22 protein-coding genes are annotated in these 26,262 nt (G+C 60.6%); 17 read left to right on the top strand and 5 right to left on the bottom strand.

The features are described 5' to 3' along the window. The first annotated feature begins 9 nt into the window (after positions 1-9). Together lipB and lipA are read left to right on the top strand one after the other, a co-directional pair. The gene (gene lipB / locus QZ377_RS07570) at positions 10-723 is read left to right on the top strand and encodes a lipoyl(octanoyl) transferase LipB (RefSeq protein WP_291440562.1); all 714 of its coding nucleotides are present in this window, start codon (positions 10-12) and stop codon (positions 721-723) included. Further along, positions 720-1,619 carry a lipoyl synthase gene (lipA, locus tag QZ377_RS07575; protein WP_291440563.1) on the top strand — a complete coding sequence of 300 codons (900 nt, stop codon included), beginning with the start codon at positions 720-722 and terminating at the stop codon, positions 1,617-1,619. The genes lipB and lipA overlap by 4 nt, the downstream gene beginning before the upstream one ends. Positions 1,620-1,824: 205 nt before the next feature. Here the strand turns inward: lipA and QZ377_RS07580 are convergent, their stop codons facing one another. Beyond that, positions 1,825-2,808 (bottom strand): AEC family transporter, encoded by a 984-nt coding sequence (locus QZ377_RS07580; protein WP_291440564.1) that lies wholly within the window; start codon positions 2,806-2,808, stop codon positions 1,825-1,827. Between QZ377_RS07580 and QZ377_RS07585 the strand changes: the two genes are divergently transcribed. Then, positions 2,807-3,118 (top strand): hypothetical protein, encoded by a 312-nt coding sequence (locus QZ377_RS07585; RefSeq protein ID WP_291440565.1) that lies wholly within the window; start codon positions 2,807-2,809, stop codon positions 3,116-3,118. The two genes, QZ377_RS07580 and QZ377_RS07585, sit on opposite strands and share 2 nt — an antisense overlap. Before the next feature lie 49 nt (positions 3,119-3,167). Here QZ377_RS07585 and QZ377_RS07590 read toward each other — a convergent pair whose 3' ends face one another. Beyond that, on the bottom strand, positions 3,168-3,773 hold the full coding sequence (locus QZ377_RS07590; protein ID WP_291440566.1) for an OmpH family outer membrane protein: 606 nt from the start codon (positions 3,771-3,773) through the stop codon (positions 3,168-3,170). Between the two features lie 430 nt (positions 3,774-4,203). Beyond that, positions 4,204-5,280 (bottom strand): transglycosylase SLT domain-containing protein, encoded by a 1,077-nt coding sequence (locus QZ377_RS07595; RefSeq protein ID WP_291440567.1) that lies wholly within the window; start codon positions 5,278-5,280, stop codon positions 4,204-4,206. On the opposite strand from QZ377_RS07595, the gene QZ377_RS07600 reads away from it, so the two are divergent. From QZ377_RS07600 to QZ377_RS07640, 9 genes are all read left to right on the top strand, one after another. Beyond that, on the top strand, positions 5,269-5,463 hold the full coding sequence (locus QZ377_RS07600; RefSeq protein WP_291440568.1) for a hypothetical protein: 195 nt from the start codon (positions 5,269-5,271) through the stop codon (positions 5,461-5,463). The two genes, QZ377_RS07595 and QZ377_RS07600, sit on opposite strands and share 12 nt — an antisense overlap. Positions 5,464-5,707: 244 nt before the next feature. After that, positions 5,708-6,829 (top strand): hypothetical protein, encoded by a 1,122-nt coding sequence (locus QZ377_RS07605; RefSeq protein WP_291440569.1) that lies wholly within the window; start codon positions 5,708-5,710, stop codon positions 6,827-6,829. A gap of 1 nt (position 6,830) precedes the next feature. Continuing rightward, a complete protein-coding gene (locus QZ377_RS07610; protein WP_291440570.1) occupies positions 6,831-8,999 on the top strand; it encodes a SulP family inorganic anion transporter in 2,169 nt (722 codons plus the stop codon). A gap of 178 nt (positions 9,000-9,177) precedes the next feature. Next, positions 9,178-10,173 carry a tRNA-dihydrouridine synthase family protein gene (locus QZ377_RS07615; RefSeq protein ID WP_291440571.1) on the top strand — a complete coding sequence of 332 codons (996 nt, stop codon included), beginning with the start codon at positions 9,178-9,180 and terminating at the stop codon, positions 10,171-10,173. An 85-nt stretch (positions 10,174-10,258) separates the two neighbouring features. After that, positions 10,259-11,119, top strand: a complete 861-nt coding sequence (gene ispH, locus QZ377_RS07620) for a 4-hydroxy-3-methylbut-2-enyl diphosphate reductase (protein WP_291440572.1) — start codon at positions 10,259-10,261, stop codon at positions 11,117-11,119. 36 nt (positions 11,120-11,155) lie between these two features. After that, positions 11,156-12,163, top strand: coding sequence for a chemotaxis protein (locus QZ377_RS07625; RefSeq protein ID WP_291440573.1), 1,008 nt, complete (start codon positions 11,156-11,158; stop codon positions 12,161-12,163). A 1,007-nt stretch (positions 12,164-13,170) separates the two neighbouring features. Beyond that, entirely contained in the window at positions 13,171-14,094 is a 924-nt protein-coding gene (locus tag QZ377_RS07630; RefSeq protein WP_291440574.1) for an energy transducer TonB, read from the top strand. Positions 14,095-14,376: 282 nt separating this feature from the next. After that, the gene (gene selB, locus QZ377_RS07635) at positions 14,377-16,350 is read left to right on the top strand and encodes a selenocysteine-specific translation elongation factor (protein WP_291440575.1); all 1,974 of its coding nucleotides are present in this window, start codon (positions 14,377-14,379) and stop codon (positions 16,348-16,350) included. A gap of 425 nt (positions 16,351-16,775) precedes the next feature. Then, positions 16,776-18,485: an FAD-dependent oxidoreductase gene (locus tag QZ377_RS07640; protein ID WP_291440576.1), complete on the top strand. Its 1,710-nt coding sequence runs from the start codon at positions 16,776-16,778 to the stop codon at positions 18,483-18,485. Positions 18,486-18,721: 236 nt separating this feature from the next. Here QZ377_RS07640 and QZ377_RS07645 read toward each other — a convergent pair whose 3' ends face one another. Beyond that, on the bottom strand, positions 18,722-19,159 hold the full coding sequence (locus tag QZ377_RS07645; RefSeq protein WP_291440577.1) for an MbtF: 438 nt from the start codon (positions 19,157-19,159) through the stop codon (positions 18,722-18,724). Between the two features lie 89 nt (positions 19,160-19,248). Here QZ377_RS07645 and QZ377_RS07650 point away from each other — a divergent pair, with 89 nt between their 5' ends. From QZ377_RS07650 to QZ377_RS07660, 3 genes are all read left to right on the top strand, one after another. Continuing rightward, the gene (locus QZ377_RS07650; protein ID WP_291440578.1) at positions 19,249-20,445 is read left to right on the top strand and encodes a pyridoxal phosphate-dependent aminotransferase; all 1,197 of its coding nucleotides are present in this window, start codon (positions 19,249-19,251) and stop codon (positions 20,443-20,445) included. Between the two features lie 208 nt (positions 20,446-20,653). Then, the gene (locus QZ377_RS07655; protein WP_291440579.1) at positions 20,654-21,067 is read left to right on the top strand and encodes a rhodanese-like domain-containing protein; all 414 of its coding nucleotides are present in this window, start codon (positions 20,654-20,656) and stop codon (positions 21,065-21,067) included. A gap of 85 nt (positions 21,068-21,152) precedes the next feature. Continuing rightward, complete coding sequence (locus QZ377_RS07660; protein WP_291440580.1) at positions 21,153-22,652, top strand: flagellar hook-basal body complex protein; 1,500 nt, start codon at positions 21,153-21,155, stop codon at positions 22,650-22,652. A 143-nt stretch (positions 22,653-22,795) separates the two neighbouring features. On the opposite strand, the gene QZ377_RS07665 is transcribed toward QZ377_RS07660, so the two are convergent. After that, positions 22,796-23,410, bottom strand: a complete 615-nt coding sequence (locus QZ377_RS07665) for a Crp/Fnr family transcriptional regulator (protein WP_291440581.1) — start codon at positions 23,408-23,410, stop codon at positions 22,796-22,798. A gap of 265 nt (positions 23,411-23,675) precedes the next feature. On the opposite strand from QZ377_RS07665, the gene QZ377_RS07670 reads away from it, so the two are divergent. Both QZ377_RS07670 and QZ377_RS07675 read left to right on the top strand, forming a co-directional pair. Then, on the top strand, positions 23,676-25,127 hold the full coding sequence (locus QZ377_RS07670) for an aryl-sulfate sulfotransferase (RefSeq protein WP_291440582.1): 1,452 nt from the start codon (positions 23,676-23,678) through the stop codon (positions 25,125-25,127). A 71-nt stretch (positions 25,128-25,198) separates the two neighbouring features. Then, positions 25,199-26,262: SLC13 family permease (locus QZ377_RS07675; protein WP_291440583.1), on the top strand; the 1,064-nt coding region annotated here is incomplete at its 3' end.

The raw sequence follows: 26,262 nt of genomic DNA on the forward strand, positions 1-26,262 counted from the left end.
AGAAACAACATGCTTGCATTTGATCTGGGCCGCACTGGCTATGAAGACGCTTTTGCCCTGCAAAAACAGGCACAGGCAATGGTACAATCCGGCGGGGACGACATCCTGCTTCTTCTCGAACACCCGCCCACCGTCAGCATCGGCAAAAATTCCGGGGCAGAAAATGTTCCGCCGCACCTGCAGAGCATGTGGAACGGCCATGTGGACATTGTGCACAGCACCCGTGGTGGCAATGTGACCTGCCATTTTCCGGGCCAGCTTGTGGCCTATCCGGTTATCAGCCTGAAAAAACGTTCCGGCGGCATCCGCGCCTATGTGCATGACCTTGAAGAAGCCGCCATATGCATGCTGGCCCGCTTTGACGTAACGGCAGCACGGCGGCAGGGTTTTCCCGGCGTATGGACGGGTGAAAGAAAAATCGCATCGCTGGGCATCGCGGTGAGCCGCTACGTCACCATGCACGGCCTGGCCCTCAACGTGGCTGACGACCTGTCCCTGTTCAACATTATCTCGCCCTGCGGCCTGGAAGGCGTGGCCGCCACGTCCATTGCCCGGGAAACCGCGGGTCCTGTTCCGGACATGGCCGCCGTAAAAACGGCTTTTCTTGAAGAATTCCATAATATTTTCCAGCCCGCCGGGGGCGAGGCCCTGCCTCTGCCCGCCCTGCGGGCCGCCCAAGACCTCATGACACTGTTGCAAGACACGCAAAGGACTGAAAAGTGACCTGCAAAACCTCCGCTTCCGGCTCCTGCGGTGACAAACCGCAAAAAGCCATGCGCATGCCGTCCTGGCTGCGCCGCCCACTGGCCTCGGACAAACGCTTTTTCTCCACCACCGGCCTTGTGGACGATCTGGGCCTTTTCACCGTCTGCAAGGCGGCCAACTGCCCCAACCGGCAGGAATGCTATTCCGCAGGCACAGCCACTTTTCTGATCCTGGGTGAAACCTGCACGCGCAACTGCCGTTTCTGCAACATCCATCCCGGCCAGACCGCACTCCCCAGCCCCGATGAACCGGAACGCGTGGCCAAGGCCGCACGCACCCTGGGCCTGCGGCATATCGTCATCACCTCGGTCACGCGGGATGATCTGGAAGATGGCGGCGCCGGGCATTTTGCCCGCACCATCGCCGCCGTGCGCCAGTCTCTGCCCCAGAGCAGCATTGAGGTGCTCATTCCGGACTTTCAGGGTAACGAACAGGCCCTGCGCACGGTTATGGACGCCGAGCCCCATGTAATCAACCACAATGTGGAGACCCATCCGGCGCTGTACAGCAAGGTACGCCCGCAGGCCCGCTACGAACAGAGCCTGGAGCTGCTGCGCCGGGTGCATGCTGCCGGGCGTACGGCCAAAAGCGGCCTTATGGTGGGCCTTGGCGAAACCGACGAGCAGGTGCGCGAAGTCATCCGCGACCTGCATGCCGCGGGCTGCTCCATCATCACCATCGGGCAGTACCTGCCCCCCAGCAAGGAGCACCACCCCCTTGACCGCTACGTGACGCCGGAACAGTTTGAAGCCTATGCCGACTACGGAAAGTCGCTGGGCGTCACGCACGTTTTTTCCGCCCCGCTGGTGCGCAGCAGCTATCAGGCGGGAAGCTTCGTGCAGCCCGATGCATAACACTCCTCCCATTGAAAACATACACGCCCGCACGGAGCGGGCTTTTACTGAAATACTGCCGCAAGTCACCCGCGGATAAAAAGTACCCACAAACGCAGGCCCGGCCTTTTTCCTGAAAGCGCGCTTTCGCGGGAAAAGGCCGGGCCTGCGTTTGGTTGCTAAAAAGACTGTTTCTTAAACCGGCTGCAATACTACAGCTACAATGTTAAATCATGCCCAGAGTCTGGAACAGCCAGACAAAGCCCGTAAGGGTCAGTATGCTCAGACCGTTGCTGACCACAGCGGTCAGGGCGGCCTCTTCCGGCACGGCATTGTAAACCTGGGCCAGCACGCTTACCACCAGGGCTGTGGCCGTGGCGCTGATAAGAACGCCGATGGTCAGCCACAGGCCTGTAATACCGAGTGCATACATAATCCCCCAGCACAGCAGCGGATGCAGCACAAGCTTGCACAAGAAAAACCATATCTGGCGCAGCAGCACCCCCCCTTGAGAACGGCGTGTGGCCACGGCCAGTTTTTGCTGTAGATCCAGCCCGAGCGCCAGCAGCATGCAGGGGGCGGCTGTATAGCCCACAAGACTGATGGCGCTGTCCAGCGGCTTCCACAGGCCAAGCCTGGTCAGGGAAAGCACGCCGCCAGCCAGCGTGGCCAGCAGTATGGGATTGCCCAGGATGAAGATGCGCACCACAGTTCCCGCAAAAACCAGCGGGTTGCCGCCCTTCCAGGCCAGAGAGCCGGACAGGATGTCCAGCCGGGTCTGCGCCATGATCATGACCACGTTGGGCGTGAGGATAGCCAGCCCCGCCACCAGCATGGCCTCACTGTTGCCAGGCCAGAGATTTGACACAATGGGCAGCCCCACAAAGGCCGCGTTGCAGGCCGAGCAGGAAAGACCGCTGATTACCGCCGGGCCGGCCTCGCGATGGCAGAACAGCCTGTCGCCCGCATAGCCGAGAATGTAAACAATCATCTGGGACCCGATAACAGCCAGCCAGAAGCCGCCTCTGGCCAGATCTTCCGGATTCGCCCCGGCCAGCAGATGAAAGATAAGCAAGGGCAGGGCCAGCTTGAGCACATATACGCCAAGCACCGGTCCGGCGTTTTCGGGCAGCACATCGCGCGCCCTGAGCAGCACCCCGAGGGCGATGATGCAAAACACCGGCACAACAGCAAAAAAAGCATGAAACATGGCATTTCTCAAAACGAAAAAGGTGAACAACATGAACGTCCGCGCACTGTCACGCGGACGCATCATGAACCTGTGCGGCACCACTGTCCAGCCCGCGAGCCTGCGGTTGCCCGGCGACGAGGCACACGCAGCCGCAAAAAATTACAGTACGGATTACCCCGCCGGGGTTCGGACACATCCCGGCCCAACGGCCAGAAATATTGTCACGGCCATGCCGCCGGTTTTCCGGCATAACAGCGCGGCACTCCCGGCGGGTAAGCCGGACAAAAAAGAAAAACAAAAACCCCGCTATTGGGAGCGGGGTTTTTGAACAGTCATTCTCCGGCCTGGGCCGGTAATGAATATGCGCGGCGCGCAGGCTATTTTTTGTCGGCCTTTCCGGCCTTGTCAGCCTTTTCAGCAGGCTTTTCGGCAGCTTTTTCAGCGGGCTTTTCGGCCTGTCCGGCGTCCTTGTCAGCTTCGGCTTCAGGGGCCTTTTCGGTCTCGGCCGCGGGCTTGAAGTCCACCTTCTGCTTGTCCATGGCCGCAATGATGTCGTTGGTCACGTCAGCCTTGGAGTCAAAGGAGGCGGCAGCTTCGGAGCTGATGATAAGGGCATAGCCCTTGTCGGCACGGTAGGCGTTGATGATGCGCTGCATGGTGTCATACAGCACGTTCACGACGTTCTGCTGCTCCACCTGCATGCGCTGCTGCGAGGCCATGTACACGGTCTGCAGTTCTTTCTGGGCTTCGGCGTCGTTGGCGTTCTGCTCAAGACGCTTCTGGATGTCGTTCAGTTGCGCCTGCATGTCGGCCTGCAGGCTTTCAAGGTGCTTCACGCCAGCCTTGCCGGCTTCGCTGTCGCGCATGACGCGCGTCATATCAACGACCGCCAGTTTGGCCTGGGACGAGCCTTCACCCTGTTGGCAGGCAATAAGCATCAGGCTCAGCAGCAGGGCCAGCGGCATAAAATAACGGATACGCATGGTAATGGACACTCCTCTCAGAATTTCCGCGTGCCGTTGCACGGCCTGCGCGGCGTGTTGTCAATGGTGTACGTTGTTTTTACTGCCACCTCAACCGTTTTTTCCCGGCGGGCCTTGCTTTCTGTTCAAAAACATAGCCCGGGCTGCAAGCGCGCGCACATCCGGCTGCGCGCTCCGTCTTCGGGCAACGAGCCGGACAGCGGCCGGGTGGACGGACGAACGGGATAGCCAGACGCCGCACCCCGAAGCATGGCAACGGTGCGGACAGATATTTCAAACCCCTTGGATGCGCTCTCCCCGGCCTGGCAACGAAAATACCTGCCGTCACTATCTTCATCCGCAACCCCTTCGGCAAGGGGCAAAACCGGGTTACAACCTTACGCCTGCCGCCCGCCCGCGCAGCCGTCATGCGCTTTTACAATAAAATCCTTTATTGCAGCGCGGCGTAATGCCCTTTCATCCTGGCAACCTTGGCCACATAGGCGCGGGTTTCGGCCACGGGCAGACGGATGGTCAGGTCTTCGTACAGTTGTTCTGCGGTCAGGGCGTTGATGGCGTCAACAGCTTCTTCCGGACTGTTGCCGAAAAGCCGTAGAAAACGGTTCGGTCCCATATTGTAGGCGGCCACGGCACAGTATTCGCGCGCTCGCGGGTCATGCACCCCGGCGAAATATCGCGTGAGCAGAATGTGCAGATAGGTCGTACCATAGCGGATATTTGTTTCCGGCACGCGCAGGTCTTCAAAACTCACATCGCCCGTACGCCCGTAAAGATAGCGGTGTACCTCGCCCCCGGCCGTGTCCGGCAAAATCTGCATCAGGCCCATGGCCGACTTGTGACTCACAAGGGTGGGCGAAAACGAGCTCTCGCTGTGAATAATGGCATACACAAGCTCGGTGCTCAGATTATAGCGCCCGGCAAAGCTTTCCACTATCTGCTGGTAGCGCCGCGCCCTGGGGGGGAGCATATCGCCGCCGTAATAGGCGTTGGCGGCAAGCATGCCCTTTGCGCCGCCCTGCCCGGCGGTCTTGCCGGTACGCGGCAGCAGGGGGCTGTAACCTTCAAGCAATGTCTCGGCAGCCAGCCAGCGCAGGGGCAGCCCCCTGGCGTCAACGGCGTCTCCGAAGCGCGAGGGCTGCACCGCCAGCAGCGGCGGCATGGAAAAACCGTCAAGCGCCAGCAGAGAGGCCAACTGCCCCGTCCCCACCGGAATCTGGCTGAAAAGGTCGCCGTCTTCTGCGTCTGCCCGTGACGGAACATCGGCCAAAGACGCCAGCGCCACCACGGGCGATGCCGCACGGCGCAAGGACCATTGGCGTGAACCGTCGCCCCGCGGGACGATGGGCACAGGCATATCCTCGGGCCGCAGGCTGACCACAACAGGGCTTGCGCGACGACGCACCTCATACCCCTCGTGCTGCGGCACGAAACCCGCCAGCAAGCCCAGCAGCAGTACTGTGCCGCCGAGGCAACCGGCAAGGATGGCAAGGGTTTTATGGCGCTTCATGAAAAATCCTCAAATCTGATGGCATTGGCCTGTTTTTTGTCGGCACGCGGTCACACAGCGCAGGCAGCGCCGCAACGCAACCAAACAAAACGGGCGCTCCCGCCGCTGTGGCGCAAGCAGCGCGCAATGCGCGCCACGGAACGTGAAAAGCTCAATGCAAATTTGCTGCCATTGATAAAATAGTTTATGGTTTTAAAACATTACAGATAGTGGTGACGGCAGTCACGCGAGCGGGTCAAAATAATGAATGCCGTTGACCTGCCGTCCGTTCAGGACTATGCTAACTACCCTGCGGCAAGTCCTGTTTTTACTCGACCGGCGCGGCTCTGCGCCTTACAGACCACAGACAGCCCCTGCCAGAAGTTTTCAGGCGGCTGCGGCTTGACAAAGCCGCAGCCTTCTGCATTTTCATGCAATGGAGCATACGGTGCCACAGCACACGAAAAAATATATCCGTGAGGAGCTTATCCGCCTTTTAAAGTACGCCCCGCCGGAAATGCGCGTGGCCGTTCTGGGGCTTTTGCCTGCTGCCAAAAGAACGCTTGACCAGGGCTACCGCCCCTCGGTGCGCGGCGTTCCCCTGCGTAGCTGGCGCTGCCTTTTGCACCTGCTGTCTTCTGTCGCGTCCATGCAGAGCGATACGGAAATGCTGCTGCGCGTCTCAAGCGACCTGCTCGCCATTGCCGACCGCATGGCCCCTCCGGGCGAAGTGCTGCGCCAGAGCGCCGAAATTCTTGTGCACGCCCTGCACGCCGAACTCTACGTCTGCCGGCTGCGCAACAAACAGGGCGAATGGGTGGCGCGCTCGGCCAGCCATGTGAGTGGCAAGGCCATACCCATTGTGGCCCCCATGCTGGAAGAAAGCCTGCGGGAACACCCCGTGATGAACGCCATCCTTCAGGGCCACACCCGTTATGTGGTTTCCAACAATCTTCAGGCCATTGAAAAGGGCGGCGATTCCTTTGACTGCATGATTTACAAAGAAGGTTACCGCTCCCGCCTGGCGTTTGTGCTGCGCGAGCGCAACGACCGCCCGCCCTTCGGCCTTGTCATGTTGTACACCAAGCGCGAATACGGCTTTGAAAATTACGACGAGCGCTTTCTCGGCAAATGCGCCCGCCTTGTTTCGCTTACTGTGGGCCGCCGCATTGCCGTAGCCCGCGACGCACTGGAAAAAGCCGCCGGGGCCATGGCCCACTACGGCAACAATGCCATCAACGTCATGCGCAACCAGGCCGAGTACTGCGGCGAACTTGTGGAAGACATTGACGCAACCCAGGCCCGCGCCCTGCGCCTCACCCGCGAACTGATGGCGGAATTTCCCGAAAACACGCGGGGGCGCATCCTGGCCGAAGAGCTGGAAAGTGCCTTGGCCCGTGCCGACCTTACCGAGCTTGCGGGGCATCTGGGCGGTGTGCTTGAAGGCACACGGCGCATGACCCGTATTATCAGTTCCCTCAAAAAATCCGTGGAGCGTCCTCGCCTCATGCACTACGCGCTGGGACATGATGTCCTGCGGCTGGAAGACGACGCGCCAAGGGAGGACTAGCATGCGCCTGTCGGCCATCTTTCCTTTTCTGTCCACACTCAAAACCTACTCGCCCCGGGACTTCAGGGCAGACGTAACGGCCGCCCTGACCGTCACGCCCATGGCTGTGCCGCAGGCCATGGCCTATGCCATCATTGCCGGAGTTCATCCGCAGTACGGCATCTATGCCTGCATGCTGCCGGTGGTTATGGCGGCCCTGTGGGGGTCCTCGCGCTTTATGGCCGCCGGGCCTACCAACGCCATCTCCATGGTGCTTTTTTCCACTATGGCCACCATCAGCGTGGGCGGCACGCTCATCATCAACATGCCCGAAGAAATACGCATGACGTATATCTTCGGCCTGGCACTTTTTTGCGGGCTGATACAGGTGGGCATGGGCCTTGCCAGGCTGGGCGACCTTGCCAACTTTATCTCGCATTCCGTCATGGTGGCCTTTACCACGGGCGCGGCCCTGCTTATCGGCATGGGCCAGCTCAAGACGGTTTTCGGCATACCCGGCCCCAAGAAAGCGGGCTTTTTTCACCAGATGTTCGACGTGCTGCACGGCCTGCCCCATCTGAACGAATGGTGTGTGGGCCTGGCTGCCCTGACCATTGTGCTGGCGCTGGGGCTCAAGCGCATTTCACGGCGTTTTCCGTCCTCGCTGGCGGCCCTGGCCCTGGTTACCGCAGTTTCGTGGTATTTTGAGGCAGACAAGCACGGCGTACCGCTGGTGGGGGCCATCCCCAGCGTCATTCCGCCGCTGTCCATGCCTCCGGCTTTTGATCTTGCGGCCGTGCGCGACCTTTTCATGCCCGCGCTGGCCCTGGCCCTGCTGGGAACCGTGGAGTCGCTGGCCATCGGCAAACAGCTCGCCAGCGTCAAGAACGACAACTTTGACGGCAGCCAGGAACTTATCGGACAGGGGCTGGGCAATATGGCCGCGGGCATCACCTCCGGCATACCGGGGTGCGGCTCCTTTACCCGCAGCGCCCTTATGGTCACCTCCGGCGGGCGCACGCGCATGGGTACGGTGTTTTCCGGCCTGCTGGCCCTGCCCATGCTTTTTGCGCTGGCCCCGTTCATTGCGTGGCTGCCCCTGCCCGCGCTGGGCGGCATCCTGCTCATCATCGCCGCACAGATGATCGATGTCGAGGCCATACGCCTGTGCCTGGTGGCCACGCGCATCGACAGGGTGGTGCTGTCCCTTACCTTTGCCGCCACACTGATCTTTGACCTTGAGAAAGCCATCTTCATCGGCGTGCTGCTGTCGCTGGTGCTTTTTATCTATAAAACGGCCCACCCCCGCGTGCGCCGCCTGCGCCCCAATGATCCCCTGCTGCGCGAGGCCCCGGAGGATCTCCCCAACGGCATCGCCGTGTATGTTGTTGAAGGCACACTTTTTTTCGGCGCCATCCACGAACTTGAGCGCCAGCTTTATGAAGAGGACGATGAGCCGACGCGCCTTGTTGTCCTGCACCTTACCCGTGTTTTCTGGCTGGATGCCTCGGGCGCATACGCCCTTTCGCAGTTTGTGGAACGCTGCTACGCCCGCAGCATTCCCGTCATTCTGGTTGTAGGCAGCCGCTCTGTGAACAGAATATTGCAACGCACGGGTATACTGGACTATCTGAGCAATGGCTTTGTGGCCGAAACCATCAATGAGGGGCTGCGGCAGGCTGCCCAGTTGCTGAGCCGCATTACCTGCCGCGATGGCCTGTGCATCTATCCCGTGCCGGGCATTGCGCCCCTTGCCGAAAGCGCCGCCGCAACATATGCCGGAGCCTTGCCGGAAAACGCCCCCGGCAAGGATGGGGACGAAGACGATGCGCCGCCCCTGTTTGAAGCCACGGAAGCCGGAGCCGCCGCCAGCACAGCCCCCACGCAGATCGACCAGTTGCCTCTGGATATGGACCATCATGACGACGAAGAGCACAGTGATGCGGGCGAAACGGATGGAACGGGTGAAACAGACCGGGAAAACCGGGCTGACTGCGCCGACAGTGCTGATGCAGACTCCGCCCCGCGTTGCGAAGACGCCGCCCCGGCGGCGGGCAAGGCTGTTCCTCTACCCGATGATGTGTCACAGGGCAGCATTCTTATTGTCGGTCCGAGGCCCCCGGCAGAATTCCCCGGCACGGACGACCTGCAAGGCCCCCCTATGCCTGAGGACGAACGCAAGGCCCCGTAACCCTGTACCAACAAAACTGAAACCAGCGTGCCGCCGCAACCGCGTATGCCGCCCTCCGGCAGAAAAACCCGGCAGCCTTGAGGCCGCGATGCACACCGCCCCGCCCCAGGCCCATACGCTTTGCCGCAGCCGGGGCAAAACATTCGCGGAACAACACGCTTCTGCATAAAGGATCACCGTGAGCAAGGCCTTTTCCCTGCCCGTCTGCCCCAGTAACCCGGCAAGCCTGCCCATTGGCCGCGAACATCCCTGGCTGGCTCCGCTGGCGGGATACAGCGACCTGCCCTTCAGGCTGCTCTGCCGCCAGTACGGCGCGGCAGTTTGTGTGACGGAAATGGTCAGCGCCAAGGGCTTGGTGTACCAAAGCCCCGGCACCAACGAGCTTCTGGCAAGCCTGCCGGAAGACCAGCCGCTTGTGGTACAGCTTTTCGGAGCCGAAGCCCCGTTTCTTTCCCGCGCTGTCAGCCTGCTGCGCGATGCGGGCTACGGCTGGTTTGACCTCAACATGGGCTGCTCTGTGGCAAAAGTGCTGCGTCAGGGCGCGGGCGCGGCCATGCTTGGCGATACAGACAATATCCTTGAAGTGGCCCGCAGCATGATCGCAGCCGCCGGGCCTGGCCGCGTGGGCTTCAAGCTGCGCCTCGGCCTTGATGACGCGCGCCCGGTACTGCCTGATCTGGCCCTGCGCCTTGAAGACGCGGGCGCGGGCTGGCTTGTGCTGCATCCGCGTACGGCCCGTCAGGGCTTTGGCGGCACCGCACGATGGGAAGCGCTGGCCGACCTTGCCCCGCGCCTGTCCATTCCCCTGCTGGCCAGCGGCGATCTTTTTTCCGCCGCCGAGGGCATGGCCTGCCTTGAGCAAACCGGTGTGGCAGGCCTTATGTATGCGCGCGGGGCCATGTATAACCCCGCGGTTTTCGCTGATCACGCCGCCCTGTGCGCAGGCGGCCGCCCGCAGCCCCATGACGCAGCCTCACTCAAGGCCATGATTTTACGCCATATGGAGCTTGCACGCCTGCACTGCCCAGGCAAGGCGGCTGTATGGAAGATGCGCAGCGTCGTGCCGCGCTACGTGCGCGTCTTGCCCGGCGCGCGTGCCTTACGGCAGGAGCTGTGCCGCTGCTCCACCTGGGAAGAACTGACCGAAGCGCTGGACAGATGCCTGACGGTTTGAGATTCTGGCCGCCTGACACCGGGCAACCGCCCACATGAGAGCGCCGTGCGCGGCCGCAACCGCGCATACCCGCCGAGGAGAACATATGAATGTACGCCGCGCCAAAACAGCGGGCTTCTGCATGGGCGTGAGCCTGGCCCTGCAAAAACTCAATACCGCCCTGGAGCGCCGCACCGGCCCGGACGCGGGAACGGGCCGCATATGCACGCTCGGTCCCATTATCCACAACCCGCAGGTGCTGGCGGAGTACGAGGCCCGTGGCGTGGTCTGCGTCAACGACCCATCACAGTTGCGGCAGGATGATGTGGCCGTCATACGCGCGCACGGCATCACCCGGCAGGTGGAGCAGGCCGTATGCGCAAGCGGGGCCACGGTGGTGGACGCGACCTGTCCCAAGGTAAAAAAAGCCCAGCTTTCCATCGCCCGCGCCACATCGCGGGGGGCGACCCTGCTGCTTTTCGGTGAAGAAGACCACCCCGAGGTACGCGGCCTCATATCCTACGCCTGCGGCCCTGCCCACGTATTCGGCAATGCCGGAGAGCTGGCGGCCCTGCCCCTTGACCCCGCACAGCCCTACGTGCTGGCCTCGCAAACCACCCAGGACCGCGAAATATTTACTTCCATTCATGAAAGCCTGAGCCACACCCTGGACGATCTCACGGTGTTGTCCACCATTTGCGATGCTACCCGCGAGCGGCAGGAAGAGGCCAGAAACATTGCCTCATCGGTAGATGTCATGGTAGTCGTTGGTGGACGACAGAGCGGCAATACCCGGCGACTTGCGGATGTGGCTGCGCTGAACGGCATCGCCACCTATCATGTGGAGAGCGCCGAAGAGCTTGAATCAAAAAATTTTACAAATAAACCCCGTGTGGGCCTTACGGCTGGCGCATCTACGCCGAAAAGCCTGATAGACGCCGCCGAAAAGTGGCTTTCTTCGCTATAACGTCCCGCACGCGCGACACGATTTTTGGGAGGCAGCATGTCCCAGTCCAATATCCTGCTTGAGGCCGGCACCAATGAGCTGGAAGTGGTGGAATTTTATCTTGACGAATTCGTTCCATCTTCCACCGATGCGCCCCAGACGGACGAAAACGGCCAGCCCGTCCCCCCCGCCTCATACCGGGGGTATTATGGCGTCAACGTAGCCAAGGTGCTGGAAATCATCCGCATGCCCAAGGTTACGGAACTGCCCGAAGTGCAGCACCCCAGCGTACTCGGGGCCTTTAACCTGCGCTCCCGCATTATTCCCCTGGTGGACCTTGCCATGTGGCTCGGCAAGACACATCCGGCCAATGAAGAACAGCCCAAAACCATTGTGACGGAATTCAACAACGTCACCACGGCTTTTATGGTATCCGGCGTCAACCGTATCCACCGCATAAGCTGGGAGCAGGTTGAGCCGCCGAACAAATATGTGGCCGCCGTCTCCAACAATACGGTCATCGGCGTGGTCAAGCTTGAAGACCGCATCATTTTCCTGCTGGACCTGGAAAAGGTGGTGGCCAACCTCAATCCCAAGCTGGGCCTGCGCCTGGACGACCTGGGTGAAGACTGGACCAACAAGGGCTACCGCGCCCTTGTGGCCGACGACTCTGCCCTGGTGCGCGAAATGCTGCGCGACCTTATGGAAAAAGCTGGCTTTACCGTTGAGGTTGTCTCCAACGGCCGCGCCGCGTGGGAACGGCTTGAAGACATCAAGCAACGCTGTGAAGACAGCGGAAGGCCCGTTTCGGACTTTGTGCATGTGATGGTGTCGGACATTGAAATGCCGGTGATGGACGGTCTTAATCTCACCCACCGCATCAAGACCGATCATGTGCTCAGCAAGCTGCCCGTGATACTGTTTTCTTCGCTCATCACGGACAAGCTGCGCCACAAGGGCGAAAGCGTGGGCGCGGATGATCAGATATCCAAGCCGGAAGTCACCCAGCTTGCCCGCCGCGCCATGGCTCTTATCAGGGCATGCGAAGAAGAGGCAACCCGTTAGCGCAATGTGACTGTAAAACGGCTCTGGCGGCTGCGCGGGCAGGCGCCCGCCATAAAGGCGCAAGTGCGGCCGGCCAGTGCAGGCGGCCTATACAGGCTGTCAGGGTAAACTGCTTGCGCGTCCCATCGTGCACACTTCAGTTGTCTTGTCCAATGCCGAAGCGCATGCATTGCGGGCAGCCGAAGTGTACGCCTTGCGGGCATTGAGGCTGCCTGTTCTCAAAGACAACGATTCTTGATGCCCTCGTGCGGAAGGGACTTCACAGCAATGCCGCCACGGCAAAAGCGCCGCGCGCAAGGCTGTGGCAGCACCCCGGGATTGTCCGCCAACCTTCCACGCCACATGGCCCCGCACGGCAGCAAACTCACCGTACAGGCCTTACCGCTGGGGCCGCACGTGGCCGCGGTGATAAGCCGCAAATGCCTTGCTGCCGCACCAACACTGCCGCCCCCCGTTGCCACACCGCCAAGAGTACCCGCCCGAAAGATTTTTCCCGCCTTGACGTACCATGCACCGCACAGTATCTTTTGTTACAGTTTAAAAAAAGATAACACCGACACAATTTCACCCTGAAACTGTGTCGGCGGTTGCGCAAGCACGCCCGCCATAAAGACCTGGCGCGCTTCAGTCCTTGTTTCAGGGGGTTGCGGCAAAAACAGCAGCGCTACGTGGTTGTGCTGGCAGAGCCGTAGTGAGCATTCTGACACGTTGGGAATATACATTCCCAAAAGAGCAGCGCTGCGGATGCTGCATATCCGGCACAGCGGCGGGTGCAAAAGGGCCGTGCGCGCCGCCGGTGACACGTATTTCATTAAAATAGCACACGGCTGCCCCCGCAACCGCGCCGGGCCAGCCCGACTCCGCAAGGGGAACATGTGAGGCGGAAAAATCCGGCAAAGGCAACCTGTGCCCGCTGCCACGACGTTCTGGCGAGTCTGCCCCGGGGCGGCGGCATCCGCATGCCCGCAGACCTCTGGGCCTGCCTGCCGTCAGGGCCGCCGCCATGTATGCCTGACAATCCTGTAGCCTGTCTGCCCGCCGCAGCGCCTTCTTCGCACGACCACGAAGAAAATGCCGTCCGCAAAACCGGCGGGCAGCCAGGCCGCCTTGCATGGCCGCGATGTGCCTGTTCCGGGCAAACCGCGCTTTTTCAGTGCGCCCGCAAGGCCGGGGGGCTGGCAGCTTCTCTGTTTCTGCACGTCCTTTTTCTGGCGGCTCTGCTGGGCTTTTCGTTCCATGCGGTTCAGGAGGCTCCCAGAAAAGCCCTTGGCGTGTCCCTGGTAAGCCTTGGCGCTGCTCCGGTTCCTGCCGCAAGCCCTGCCGCGCTTTCTGCGGGCGCGCCGCCATCTGCCGCTGTTCCCGTGCAGCCGGAACCCGTCGCCCCCACGCAACAGCCCGCGGCGCGCAAGCCCACGGCAGATACGCGGGCCAAACCGGTTTCACCTAAAAAAGCGGCACTTGCCCCTGCCGACACAAAAGAGCGCGTTACACCGCCGGCAGTGCCTGAAAAACGCACATCCGCCACATCGCCCGCCTCCACGCCCATCTTCACGGCGGCGCAGGCTTCCCCCGGCGGCAACACCGCAGACGCTTCAGCCTCCCCCGCTGTTGACGCCGCGGCAGCGGCAGGCGCTGACAAGGTGTACTCTCCCCGTCAGCTTGACCAGGCACCCGCCGTGACCAAAGGAGTCAAGCCGGAGTACCCGCCTTCCGCCCGCAGCCGCAAGGTGGAGGGGCGCGTTATCGTGCGCATGGTGGTGGAGACCAGCGGGCAGCCCGGACAATGCAGCATCCACAGCGCCACCCCCCAGGGATATTTTGAAGAAGCCGCCCTGGACGCCGCCCGCCGCATGCGGTTCCGCCCCGGAACCAAAGCCGGTAAAACCGTCCGCACACTGGTGCTGCTGCCCTTTGATTTCAATCTCCGCTAAAAAACTTTCAGGCGTTGACTGCAAACAGGCTTTCTGACCGGGATTTGCGCAGCCCCTCGTATTTTCCGGCGCATAGGCAACAACGTGCCGCTTCGCAAAAAATGCCGCGTCCACACTTCCGGGACAACATCGGTATTGGCCCGCAAACACAGAAAGCAACGAGTTACCGGCTTTCTGCCGCAGTTCGCGTGGCCCGTCCCCGCACAAAAACAGGCTCCGCCGCATTTGCAAAGGCCCGTTACCGCATGTTATCCTGAACGCAATAACTTCAGGGGGTATCACATGGCTGTAGTGCTGGGCACAGCCGGACATATCGACCACGGCAAAACCTCTCTGGTGCGCGCTCTCACGGGCATCAACTGCGACCGGCTGGAAGAGGAAAAACGCCGTGGCATCACCATTGAACTGGGCTTCGCCTGGGTGGACATGCCCGGCGGCGAACGCCTGGGTATTGTGGACGTGCCGGGCCACGAGCGGTTCGTAAAAAATATGGTTGCCGGAGCTGCCGGGGTGGATTTTGTCATGCTGGTCATCGCGGCGGACGAAGGCGTCATGCCCCAGACCCGCGAGCACCTTGAAATATGCTCGCTGCTCGGCATCCGGAACGGCTTTGTGGCTCTGACCAAAACAGACATGGTGGATGCCGACTGGCTGGAAATGGTTACCGAGGATGTGCGCGGTTTTCTGGCCGGAACCTTTCTTGAAGGTGCGCCGGTCTTTCCTGTCTCATCGGCCACAGGTGAAGGGGTAGACGCCCTGCGCACCCATATTTTTCAACTGGCTGCCGACCTTCCTGCCCGGCGGCGTGTTGATATCTTCCGCCAGCCTGTAGACCGCGTATTCAGCATGAAAGGCTACGGCACGGTCATCACGGGTACGGTCATTTCAGGCAGCGTCAAGGTCGGCGATGACCTGCGCTTCATGCCGCCCGGTACTCCCACCAGGGCGCGCGGTCTGCAGCGCCACGGCAAAAGCGTTGACGCTGTGCCGGCCGGACAGCGCTGCGCCACCAATGTTCAGGGGCTGGAGGTGGGCGATATCGAGCGCGGCCAGGTGCTGGCCCATCCCGATGAGCTTTTTCCGGCCCGGCGCTGGCTCATGCGCCTTACCTGCCTTTCCTCCTCCCCGCGCGCCCTGCGCCAGCGGGTGGAGATACATTTTCACCACGGCACAAAAGAATGTGCGGCCCGCGTGGTCTTTTGGGACAGGGACAAACTGGCCCCCGGCGAAACCGCCCTGGCGGAAATCCGCTTCAAGGACGAAATGGTGGGCGTTTTCGGCGACCATTGCGTGCTACGCGCCTATTCCCCCCTGCGGACTGTGGCGGGCGGCCTGCTTTTAAGCCCCCTGCCGCCCGACCTGCGCCGCAAGGACCCGGACCTGCAAAACAAGCTGGCCCTGCTGGAAAAACTGCCTGCTCTGGACAGAGAAGCCGAATCCGCCCCTGCCGGCAAGGCCGGGGCAAAGGCACGAGATGAAGCCCGTACCGCCTTTATCGAAACCGTGCTGGCCCTGCGTGGGGCCGAAGGCGCTGATGAGGCGCGCCTGCGTGTGCTCACGGGCTTTCCGCGGGCAGCGCTCGAATCGGGCCTGCAACTGCTTTCCACACGCGGCGCGGCCCTTTGCTGGGACAAGGAAGGACGCCTCTGGATAGGCAGGCAGGCATTTGAAAACCTGCAACAGTCCTGCCTTGAGCGCGGGGCGGAGCTGCACCGCAAAGATCCCCTCAAGCCAGGCTTCACCCGAGGGGCGCTGTGCTCTGGCTGGAGCAAAAACCTGCCGCAACGCCTTATCCAGCGCGTGCTGGACACGGCACTCAAGCAGGGGCATCTTGCCCTTGAAGGCGAAGGCCTGCGGCTGGCCGGGCACAAGGTCAGCCTTGCGGCGGATCAGGCCGGTCTGCGCCAGAAGCTGCTGGACGCCCACGCCGAAGCGGGCCTTGCCCCGCCCAACGCCAAGGACGTGCTGGAAGAACTGGGCGTCAGCGCCAAGGAGGCCGCCCCCGTGCTGCGCCTTCTCTGCGAAGAAGGCGCGCTGGTCAAGATCAAGGACGGTCTTTACTATCACGGCCCGGCCCTGAACGACATCATGGAGCGCGTGCGCCGCTGGTTTGAGAGCAACAACAATCTGGACGTGGGCGGCCTTAAAGAAATACTGGGGCTTTCGCGCAAGTACCTCATTGCCCTTCTGGAATATATGGACAATGAGCGCATTACCGTGCGCGTGGGTGACCAGCGCCGCTACCGGGGGCGCTGAGCGCAGGGCGGCCGCAGCGCGGGAACAACCACGCCCTGGCCGTATCCCGGCGCAGGGCAGACCCCGGTTGCTACTGACACGGCACCCGCGCAAAACATTGCGCAAATCCTGTGTAATGCCGCGCGCGAACCCCGTGCGGGGGCTGCCCGGCTACAGGTTTGCAGCGGCAAAGCAGCCCGGCGATTGCGTACGCGGCGTTATCGTGCCTGGTATTATCGCTCGGTAGTATAGTGTCTGGCAGGGTCCTGCCCTGGCACGATCCTGCATGGCGCGCCCCTGTCCGGCACTGCTGCAAGACCTGCCGCAGACCACCCGAAGACCGCGCAAAAATATGGGCAATGCCCCCTGTTTTTATTGCGGTGCATACATAGTATACGTTAATAATGCTCATTTGCTCATAATACTCACAAGTAAGGAGCGCAGAAATGCCCGAAAAAATTCTGGTAGTGGGCGGTGTAGCCCTTGGTCCCAAGGCCGCGGCCCGTTGCAAACGTCTCATGCCCGATGCGGAAATCACCCTGGTGGATGAAAACGTTTTCATTTCTTACGGCGGCTGCGGCATACCCTACTACGTCTCCGGCGAAATCCAGAATCTGGACGACCTGCGTTCCACGCCCTACCACACGGTGCGCGATGCCGATTTTTTCCGTGACATGAAGGGCATCACTGTCCGCACCCAGACCCGCGCCACGGCCATTGACCGGGCGACCAAAACCCTTGCCGTCAAAAACGTGGTTACCGGGCAGGAAGAAAAACTGCCCTATGACAAACTGGTACTCGCCACGGGCGCTACCCCGCGCGTACCGCCCGTCGAAGGCAAGGATCTTGAAAACGTTCTTTCCCTTACCCGGCTGGAAGCCGCCGGAGCCATCCGCACGGCCTGCCAGGAAGGCAAGATCACCGAGGCCGTCATTGTGGGTGGCGGCTTCATCGGCCTTGAGGCCGCCGTGGCCCTGGCCGACATGTGGGGCGTCAAGTGCAGCGTGGTGGAAATGGTGGACCAGATACTGCCCGGCGTGCTTTCACACTCCGTGGCCCGCATGGCCGCTCACGACTGCGTGACCCATAACGTGGATGTCTACGCCGGAGAAAAAGTCCTGCGGCTTGAAGGCAAGGACGGCAAGGTCTGCAAGGTCATCACCGACAAGCGCGAACTGGACGCCCAACTGGTGGTCTTTGCGGCGGGCTTCATTCCCAACGGGCAGCTTGCCAGGGATGCCGGGCTTGACGTGGCCCCCTTCGGCGCCATTGTGGTGGACCGGCACATGCGCACTTCTGACCCTGCCATCTATGCGGGCGGCGACTGCGTTGCCATCAAGAACATCATTACCGGCAAGCTGGGCTACCTGCCGCTGGGCAGCATGGCCAACCGCCAGGGGCGCGTTATCGGCACCAACCTTGCGGGCGGCGACGCCGCATTCCCCGGTTATGTCGGTTCCTGGGCCGTCAAACTATTTGACCTTTCCTTCTGCGGCGTGGGCCTCACCGTTGAGCGCGCCCGCGCAGAGGGTTTTGACGCCTTCAGCGTAAGTGTGGAGCAGTTTGACCACGCCCATTTTTACCCCGAAAAGGCCATGATGACGCTGGAACTTGTGGTGGACAAAGCCACAAGCCGCGTGCTCGGCATGCAGGGGGCCTGCGCCGACGGCGATTCCCTCAAGGCCCGCGTGGATGCCGTGGCCGCCGCATTGCAGTATTCGCAACCCACGGTGGAAGACATCTCCAACCTTGAGGTAGCTTACGCCCCGCCCTTTGCCTCGGCTATGGATGTGGTCAACGTGGTGGGCAACGTGGCCGACAACGTGCTGGCCGGGCGCTTTACCCCGGTGACCGCCGACCAGTTTATGGACATGTGGAAAAACCGCGAAAAAAATAACATGTTCTTCATTGATGCGCGCCCCGCTGCCGCCGGACGCGCCGTGCAGGAAAAGCACCCGGACTGGCACGCCATACCGCTTGAAGAGGTGGCTGCCCGCATCAACGAAGTTCCCAAAGACCGCCCCGTTGCCATTATCTGCAATACGGGCCTGCGCGCATATGACGGCCTGCTTGTGCTGGCCCGCCACGGCATCACCGATGTGGTCAATTCCACCGGGGGCATGCAGGCGGCCATCAAGATGGGCCTGTCTGTCTAGGGCAATTGCAAAATGAACTTGCCCTGACGCCTGTGCACACCGGCATTCGCCGTGAAGGCGCAAGCGCAATCTGTTTGCGCGGTAAAGCGATGTAACGGGCGTACCGTAAATTTTGAGAATACCTATTCTCAAAATCGAAATGCTCTAAAAGACAGATACGTAAAAACCGCCGCCGGTTAACCCGGCGGCGGTTTTCTTGTGCTTTCACAATGCAGGGCGGGTCAGCCCCCCTGCGTCTATTCCTGCGTAAAGCGGTGCAGGCGAACGGCCAGCGGCTGCATGCTGCTTCTGTTCATGGCTGCGACCACAAAGGCATAGTCCCTGGCCTGTCCGGCAGGCGGGCAGGGGCCGCGATAGTGGCGGGTCAAGCCGCCTTCGGGTATAATGCCCGAACTGTCATTATCCCACATGCCGCCGCCAAGGAAAAGCTCCTGGGCGTCGCCGGTGTATTCTACCAGGCGCACGTCAAAGTAATCCGTACCGTTGGGAGCCTGGAGCACCGTTATTTCTGGCGAAATGCGCGAGCAGCGATGCACGTCGCGCAGGTTTACCGTAAGGACCATACCGCTGGGCGCGGCTTCCGGCTCCTTGGTGGAGCAGGCGGGCAACAGCATGGCCGCGCACAGCGCGGGCATCAGGACGCGCACGGCTTTGCCGAGAATATCAAAACGCATCAGAGCCTCCAAATGACAATTGCTTTATGCGGCTTTTGGAAGCATAACCAATACTCATGGCGAATACAACAACCACTGGGAGTCGATTTATGTCTATTCTTGCCGACAGTGTTACCGGTTACCTCGAACACGCATCGTGGATACGCCGCATGTTTGAAGCCGGAGGACATCTCAAGGCGCGTTACGGCGCGGACAAGGTATATGATTTCAGCCTGGGCAACCCCGACCTGCCCGCCCCGCCCGCTGTGGCCGAAGGTTTGCGCGCCTTTGCCGCGCACGCTCACGAGCCGTTTGCTTTCGGCTACATGCCCAACGGTGGTTTTGCCTGGGCGCGGGAAAAGCTGGCTGACTACCTGAGCCGCGAGCAGGGCGTGACCCTGACGGCTGAAGACGTGATCCTGGGCTGCGGCGCGGCTGGCGTGCTCAACGCCTTTTTGCGCGCCGTGCTCAATCCCGGCGAAGAAATGCTGGCCTTTGCTCCCTATTTTGTGGAGTACGGCTTTTACGTGTCCAACCACGGCGGCGTGTTCAAGGCCGTGCAAAGCAAAAAAGACACCTTTGCGCCTGATCTGGACGCGCTGGAAGCCGCCATTACCGAAAAGACCCGCGTGGTACTCATCAACTCGCCCCACAACCCCACAGGTGTGGTTTACAAACGCAAGGAAATCTCGGCCATTGCCGACCTGCTGCTCAACAAGAGCCAGGAATACGGCAAGCCGATATGGCTGGTGGCTGACGAGCCCTACCGCTTTCTGGCCTATGACGGCGTGGAAGTACCCTCGGTGCTGCCCCTCTATCCTTACGCCATTGCCATCAGCTCTTTTTCAAAAAGCCTTTCCCTGCCGGGCGAACGCCTGGGCTATGCCGCTGTTTCGCCCAAGCTGCCCGCAGAAGAGAAAAAACTGCTCATGGCCGCCCTTACCCTCACCACACGCATTCTGGGCTTTGTCAATCCGCCCGTGGTGGGCCAGCACATCATGGCCGCTGCCCTGGGCAGCCAGGTGGACCTTGAGGTCTACGCGGCCCGCCGCAAGGCCATGGCCGAGGTGCTTGAGCAGGCTGGCTACGAATTTCAGATGCCTTCGGGGGCCTTTTACTTCTTCCCCAAGGCTCCCGGCGGCGATGACGTGGCCTTTGTAAACGCCCTGCTTGAAGAGCGCGTGCTGGCAGTACCCGGCACCGGCTTCGGCTGCCCGGGGCATTTCCGCCTGGCCTTCTGCGTGGACGAAAGCGTTATCCGCAATTCGGCCGAAGGTTTCGCCAAGGCCCGCGCCACAGTTAAATAGTATTTGAACTGCAAAACGCCTGCTCCGGCAGATAGTGCCGCGCCCTTGCCCAACGGGCGCGGCACTATCTGCCCGCTCCGCATGCCAGCCCGGCGCGCGCCATACGCCCGGCAATGCGTAACAGGCCACGCGCACTAAAAAACCACTGAAAAACGCCGTATCAGACGCACCCCGGACCGGACCTGGCAACCGAATCAATGGAGCCTTTATGCCAAACAGAATGCAAAACAGCGTATCGCGCCGTTTTCTCTGCGCCTTTGCCCTGCTCGCCCTTGTCATGCTTGCGGCATTGCCCGCGGCCGCCCGGGATATAAGCGTGCAGGACGCGGCTGATCTGCTGCAGAATCCGCCGCAGGGCCTGATTATTGTAGACGTGCGCACACCCGCCGAATTCCGCGAGGGGCATCTGCCCGGCGCGGTAAACATCGATTACTTTGGCGGGCCGTTTGAAGCGCAGATTGCCAACCTGCCCAAGGATGCCCCGGTGCTGCTTTACTGCCGCACCGGCAACCGTTCCGCCGGAGCCTACAAAAGCATGCAAAAGGCGGGGATCGGGAATATTCTGCACATGAACGAGGGCATCAGCATCTGGCAACAGCGCGGACTGCCAGTAGAAAAATAGTTCCACCAATCTGGCACGCTCTCTGCATCATTGGGGCGGGGAGGAATGTTTTTCCTCCACCGCCCCTATTTTTATGGAGGCCAGCGTGAACTCGTCACTTTATATAGGCGCTACGGGCATGAAGGGCTTGGCGGAGGGCATGAATGTCACCACCAACAACCTCGCCAACGTCAGCACCATCGGATACAAGCAGCAGGGCATTCTCTTTTCCGATATTTTTTACGCCGAACAGGGCGGTATGGGAAACTGGTGGAATGCGCAGGATAACTCGCGCGTGGCGCTCGGCCAGGTGGGTATGGGCCTTCAGGTGGAGTCTGTACGCACGCTTTTCGGCCAGGGTGCGCTTGAATCCAGCAATACGGTCACAGATATGGCCATCAGCGGCAAAGGCTTTTTCCAGGTAACGGACGGCGTGGATCTTTACTATACCCGCGCCGGAGATTTCCGCCCTGACCGGGAAGGCGTTTTGCGCACGCCCTCGGGCCTGGCCCTCAACGGCTACAAGTATAATGCCGACGGAACCAAGGGCGGATTGCAGCAGATCACCATAGACAAGTTTGCCACCATGCCCTCAAAGAGCACCACGGCTGTGGATATGCGCTTCAACCTGGGCCTGGAAACGCCGAGCAGCACCGATGCGGCCAACCCCTATTTCAGCCTGCTGAACACCTACGACGCCAACGCCTCGCCGCCCCTTTCCAACCTGGCCTACGGCTATGCCCAGAACATCACCCTGTACGGTGAAAACGGCAGCCAGCAACAGGCGACCATATACTTTGATGCCGCCCCCAGCGACCGCCCCGGCAGCGTGGTGCAATACCTCATATCCACAGGCAGTACGCCCAGGGATGAAAACGGGATTGCCCCCGGCACTGGCGCTCTGATGACCGGAACCCTTACTTTTGACGCCAAGGGGCAACTGACCGACATGACGGCCTTCACCCCGTCTGCCGAGGGCAGCAAAGACCTGGCGGACTGGGTTCCCTCTGCCCTGTCGGACGGCGGCCTGCCGCAAATGACGGTCAACGGCGCAGCCACAACGGTGAACCTTGGCATCAGCGCCGCCGGGGGCTGGCAAAATGCACCGGCCAATGCGGCTGCCGTAGGCGCCAGCCAGAACGCCCTGGGCGGCATGGGGCAGGACGCCACCGTAGCGGTTGACGCCACAACCAACTATAAAGGAACCTCGCCTGTCACGCGGCGCAACAACCAGAACGGCTATCCCGAAGGTTTTTTGAGCAATATCAGTATTTCTGCCAACGGAAACGTGGTGGGGCTCTTTTCCAACAACCAGAGCATGGACCTGTGGCAAATTCCCGTATGCCGCTTTACAAGCGAAGACGGCCTGCGGCGTGAAGGCCACAATATGTTCGGCGCCACCCCCGATGCCGGGCAGATGGACATGGGCGAGGCCGGAACCGAAAACTACGGCACCATACGCGCCTACAACATTGAAAATTCCAATGTGGACGTAGCCACGGAAATGGCCAACATGATCATTACCCAGCGCGGCTTCCAGTCCAACAGCAAGGTGGTCACCACTGCCGACCAGATGCTGCAAAAGGCTGTGGAGCTGAAGCGCTAGGCCGCGCCGCCGAATCAAGGCGGCTGCGGGCAGGCAGATTGTGTCGCCGTGCGCTGAAAAACAGGATATTCCGTTAGCTGGACCCAAAAGGGGCGCGCTGCCATACCACGGCAGCGCGCCCCTTTCCGTATGCCGGGCGTGTCCTACGCAGAAGCCAGCTTAAAAAATTTCTCGGGCTGCAAAATAACCACCGCATCGCCCTCAAAGGGGCCAAAAAGCCCTTCCTCTTCCTGCTGTTTCAGCACCTTGTACAAAGAAACCCGGTGTACCCCAAGCAGGCTTGCCATTTCCTGCCGCGAGATACCCAGGTTCGCCGTAAGGGGATGACTGTCCGGCTCAAGATGCTGCGCCATAAATTTGCAGACCCGCACGAGCAGATTGTCCACGTACAGGGAAGAAGCCTGGTTGGACAGTATCCGCAGCTTGCGCGACATGGAGTGCAGCAGGTTGGACACAAGATCGGGCCGCTCCCGGCTGATCACGGCAAAGCTCTCTTTTGAAAAGCCGTAAACCACGCAACCCGTGGCACACGTGAAAAAACTCTCCAAAGGCATGGGGTCCAGAAAGGGCGTTTCGCCGAAAATACAGCCTTCATGAATGTACCAGAGAATTTTTTCCATACCTTCAAGGCTTTGATGTGTCATCCTGACGGAGCCTTTTTCCAAGAAAAGAAGATGATTGCGAAACTGCACCTCATGCCCCTTGGGCCAGGCAAAACGCCTGGCAAGATACAGCACCGACCGCCAGGGGGCGTTCATACCCTTCATCTCCTTAAAGGCCCAATTGCGATTGCCTCTGACACCTTCAGCAACCATTCGTTTTACCATGAAATCACCCCCAGAAAACAGCGGCCGTCATGCGGCGCGCGCCATGTCGGAAATTTATTGTGAAAAATGTTGCATACGGAACACGTCTCTCAGCCACCCTGCCGCTACCCTGATTCTGCAACACACAAAAATTTTATCCACATGGAGAAAAGGCGAACTGCCATTTCGCCTTTTGAAACATCAAGGAGGATACATCATGGGTCATCCGACAATTTACCCCACAGGAGTCACCCTGTTCAAGCCCGAAAAATGCTGGGGAGGATTCACCATTTTTCAGGCTCAGGAAGTCGGTGCTGTTCTTATGGACATGAATGGCCGCGAGGTCAACGTCTGGAAAGGTGTTCACGGCATGCCCAACAAGATGCTTCCAGGCGGCTATCTTGTTACCAGCCGTGGCCGCCGCAGTGGCAAGTACAGTGTGCAGGACGGCCTTGACATTGTCCAGACCGACTGGGACGGCAATATTGTCTGGAAATTCGACCGCAATGAATTTATTGAAGATCCCGGCACTGAAGGGCGCTGGATGGCGCGCTATCATCACGATTTCCAGCGCGAAGGCAATCCTGTGGGGTATTTCACACCCGGCATGGAGCCCAAGGCGCTGGAAGGCAACACCCTGGTGCTCTGCCACCGCAACGTCCGCAATACCGCCATCAGCGACAAGCTTTTGCTGGACGACCTTATCCTTGAGGTCGACTGGAACGGCGAAATCCTCTGGGAGTGGTGCTGCAACGAGCATTTTGAAGAAATGGGCTTCAGGGAAGGCCCCAAAAACACCCTTTCGCGCAATCCCAACTACCGGCCCACGCAGCCCGAAGGTATGGGCGACTGGATACATATCAACTCAATGTCCGCCCTCGGCCCCAACAAATGGTACGATGCGGGCGACGAGCGCTTTCACCCCGACAACATCATTGTGGACGGGCGCGAGGCCAACATCATCTTCATCATCAGCAAAAAGACCGGCAAGATTACCTGGAAAATCGGGCCGGACTACGACAGCTCGCCGGAACTCAGGGCCATCGGCTGGATCATCGGCCAGCACCATGCCCACATGATCCCCCGCGGACTGCCCGGCGAAGGCAACATCCTCATTTTCGACAACGGCGGTTGGGGCGGCTACGACGTGCCCAACCCCGGTGCTCCCACCGGCGTCAAGGCCGCCCTGCGCGACCATTCGCGTGTGCTGGAAATAGACCCCGTGAGCCTCAGGATTGTCTGGCAGTACACGCCCAAGGAAGCGGGCTTTCTTGAACCGATGGACAGCAACCGCTTCTACAGCCCCTTTATCAGCGGCATGCAGCGTCTGCCCAACGGCAATACCCTCATCACGGAGGGTTCGGACGGCCGCGTTTTTGAAGTTACCCCCGATCATGAAATCGTGTGGGAATTTATCTCGCCGTATTGGGGCAAGCATGTGCCTATGAACATGACCTACCGCGCCTACCGCGTACCCTATGAATGGGTTCCCCAGGTGGAAAAACCCGTGGAAAGCGCCATTGCGCCCCTGGACGTGGCTACCTTCCGCGTACCCGGCGCAGCAGCGGCCGGAGACCGCGACAAGGAGGTCACCGTGGAAGGCTGCCAGCCCTATGAGGGCAGCAATGCCCTGTGTGTGGCCTCGGTAGAAGACCCCTCCGGCAACTGACCCTCCCTCCACATCCCGCCCCGGTTTGCCGGCCGGGGCGGGGCAAAGTCCGGACACCTCACGAGGACGCCATGCTTGTTAAAACTTCCGACCTTACACCGGCCATGCTGGCAAAATGGGCATTCAGTCTCATACTGCCGCTTGCCGTCTACCTCGTCATGCCCCGCAGCGAAGCCTTTACCGACACCATGGCGGCATTTCTGGCCGTCACCCTGTGGGCCGTCATCGCCTGGGCCGTGGACAGCATGAACGAAGTGGCCGTGGGCATTGTTCTGCCCATACTGTACACCCTTTTTTGCGGCGTAAGCCAGAAGGTCGTTTTCGGCCCGTGGCTTTCCGAAGTGCCTATTATTGTCATAGGCGGGTTCACACTCGGCAAGATCATTCAGGAAACAGGCCTCGGCAAGCGCATTGCCCTCACCTGCGTCAAGCTGACAGGCGGCAGCTTTGCCGGAGCCCTGGCAGGCATGACACTGGCGGCAGCCATCATTTCGCCGCTGGTTCCTTCCATCATGGGCAAGGCAGCCATCATCTGCGCGGTGGCCCTTTCCCTCTGCGATGCGCTGGATTTCAAGCCAAAAAGCCGCGAAGCCACTGCGGTGGTGCTGGCTGCCTGCCTGGCTGTCGGCTCCACAAAGCTTGCCTACCTCACGGGCGCGGGGGACCTTGTCATGGGCATGGGCATTGTGGACAAGGTGATGGGAACCCAGACCACCTGGATGGAGTACGCGAAATTCAACTTTATCCCGGCCATGCTGTACACGCTCATGTCTCTGGGCCTGGTGCTGCTCGTGCTGCGCACCAGCGTCGACAAAGAAAGCCTCTGCCGGGCCGTGCGTGAAAAGCATGCGGAACTTGGCGCAATGAGCGATGAGCAGCGCCGTGCCCTGGTGCTGCTGTGCGGCACGCTGGTGCTGCTTTCCACCGACACCCTGCACCATCTGAGCGCCGGAACCGTGCTTGTGCTCGTGACGGCCATATCCTTTTTGCCCGGCGTAAGCCTCATGAATGGCAAGCGCATAAGCGCCATCAACTTTGCGCCGCTCTTTTTCATCATGGGCTGCATGGCCATCGGCAGCACCGGGGGCTTCCTCAAGGTCACCCAATGGCTGGCGGGCCTTGTTCTGCCCCTGTT

Origin of the sequence: Desulfovibrio sp. (assembly GCF_019424165.1) — a bacterium.
Lineage (GTDB): Bacteria > Desulfobacterota > Desulfovibrionia > Desulfovibrionales > Desulfovibrionaceae > Desulfovibrio.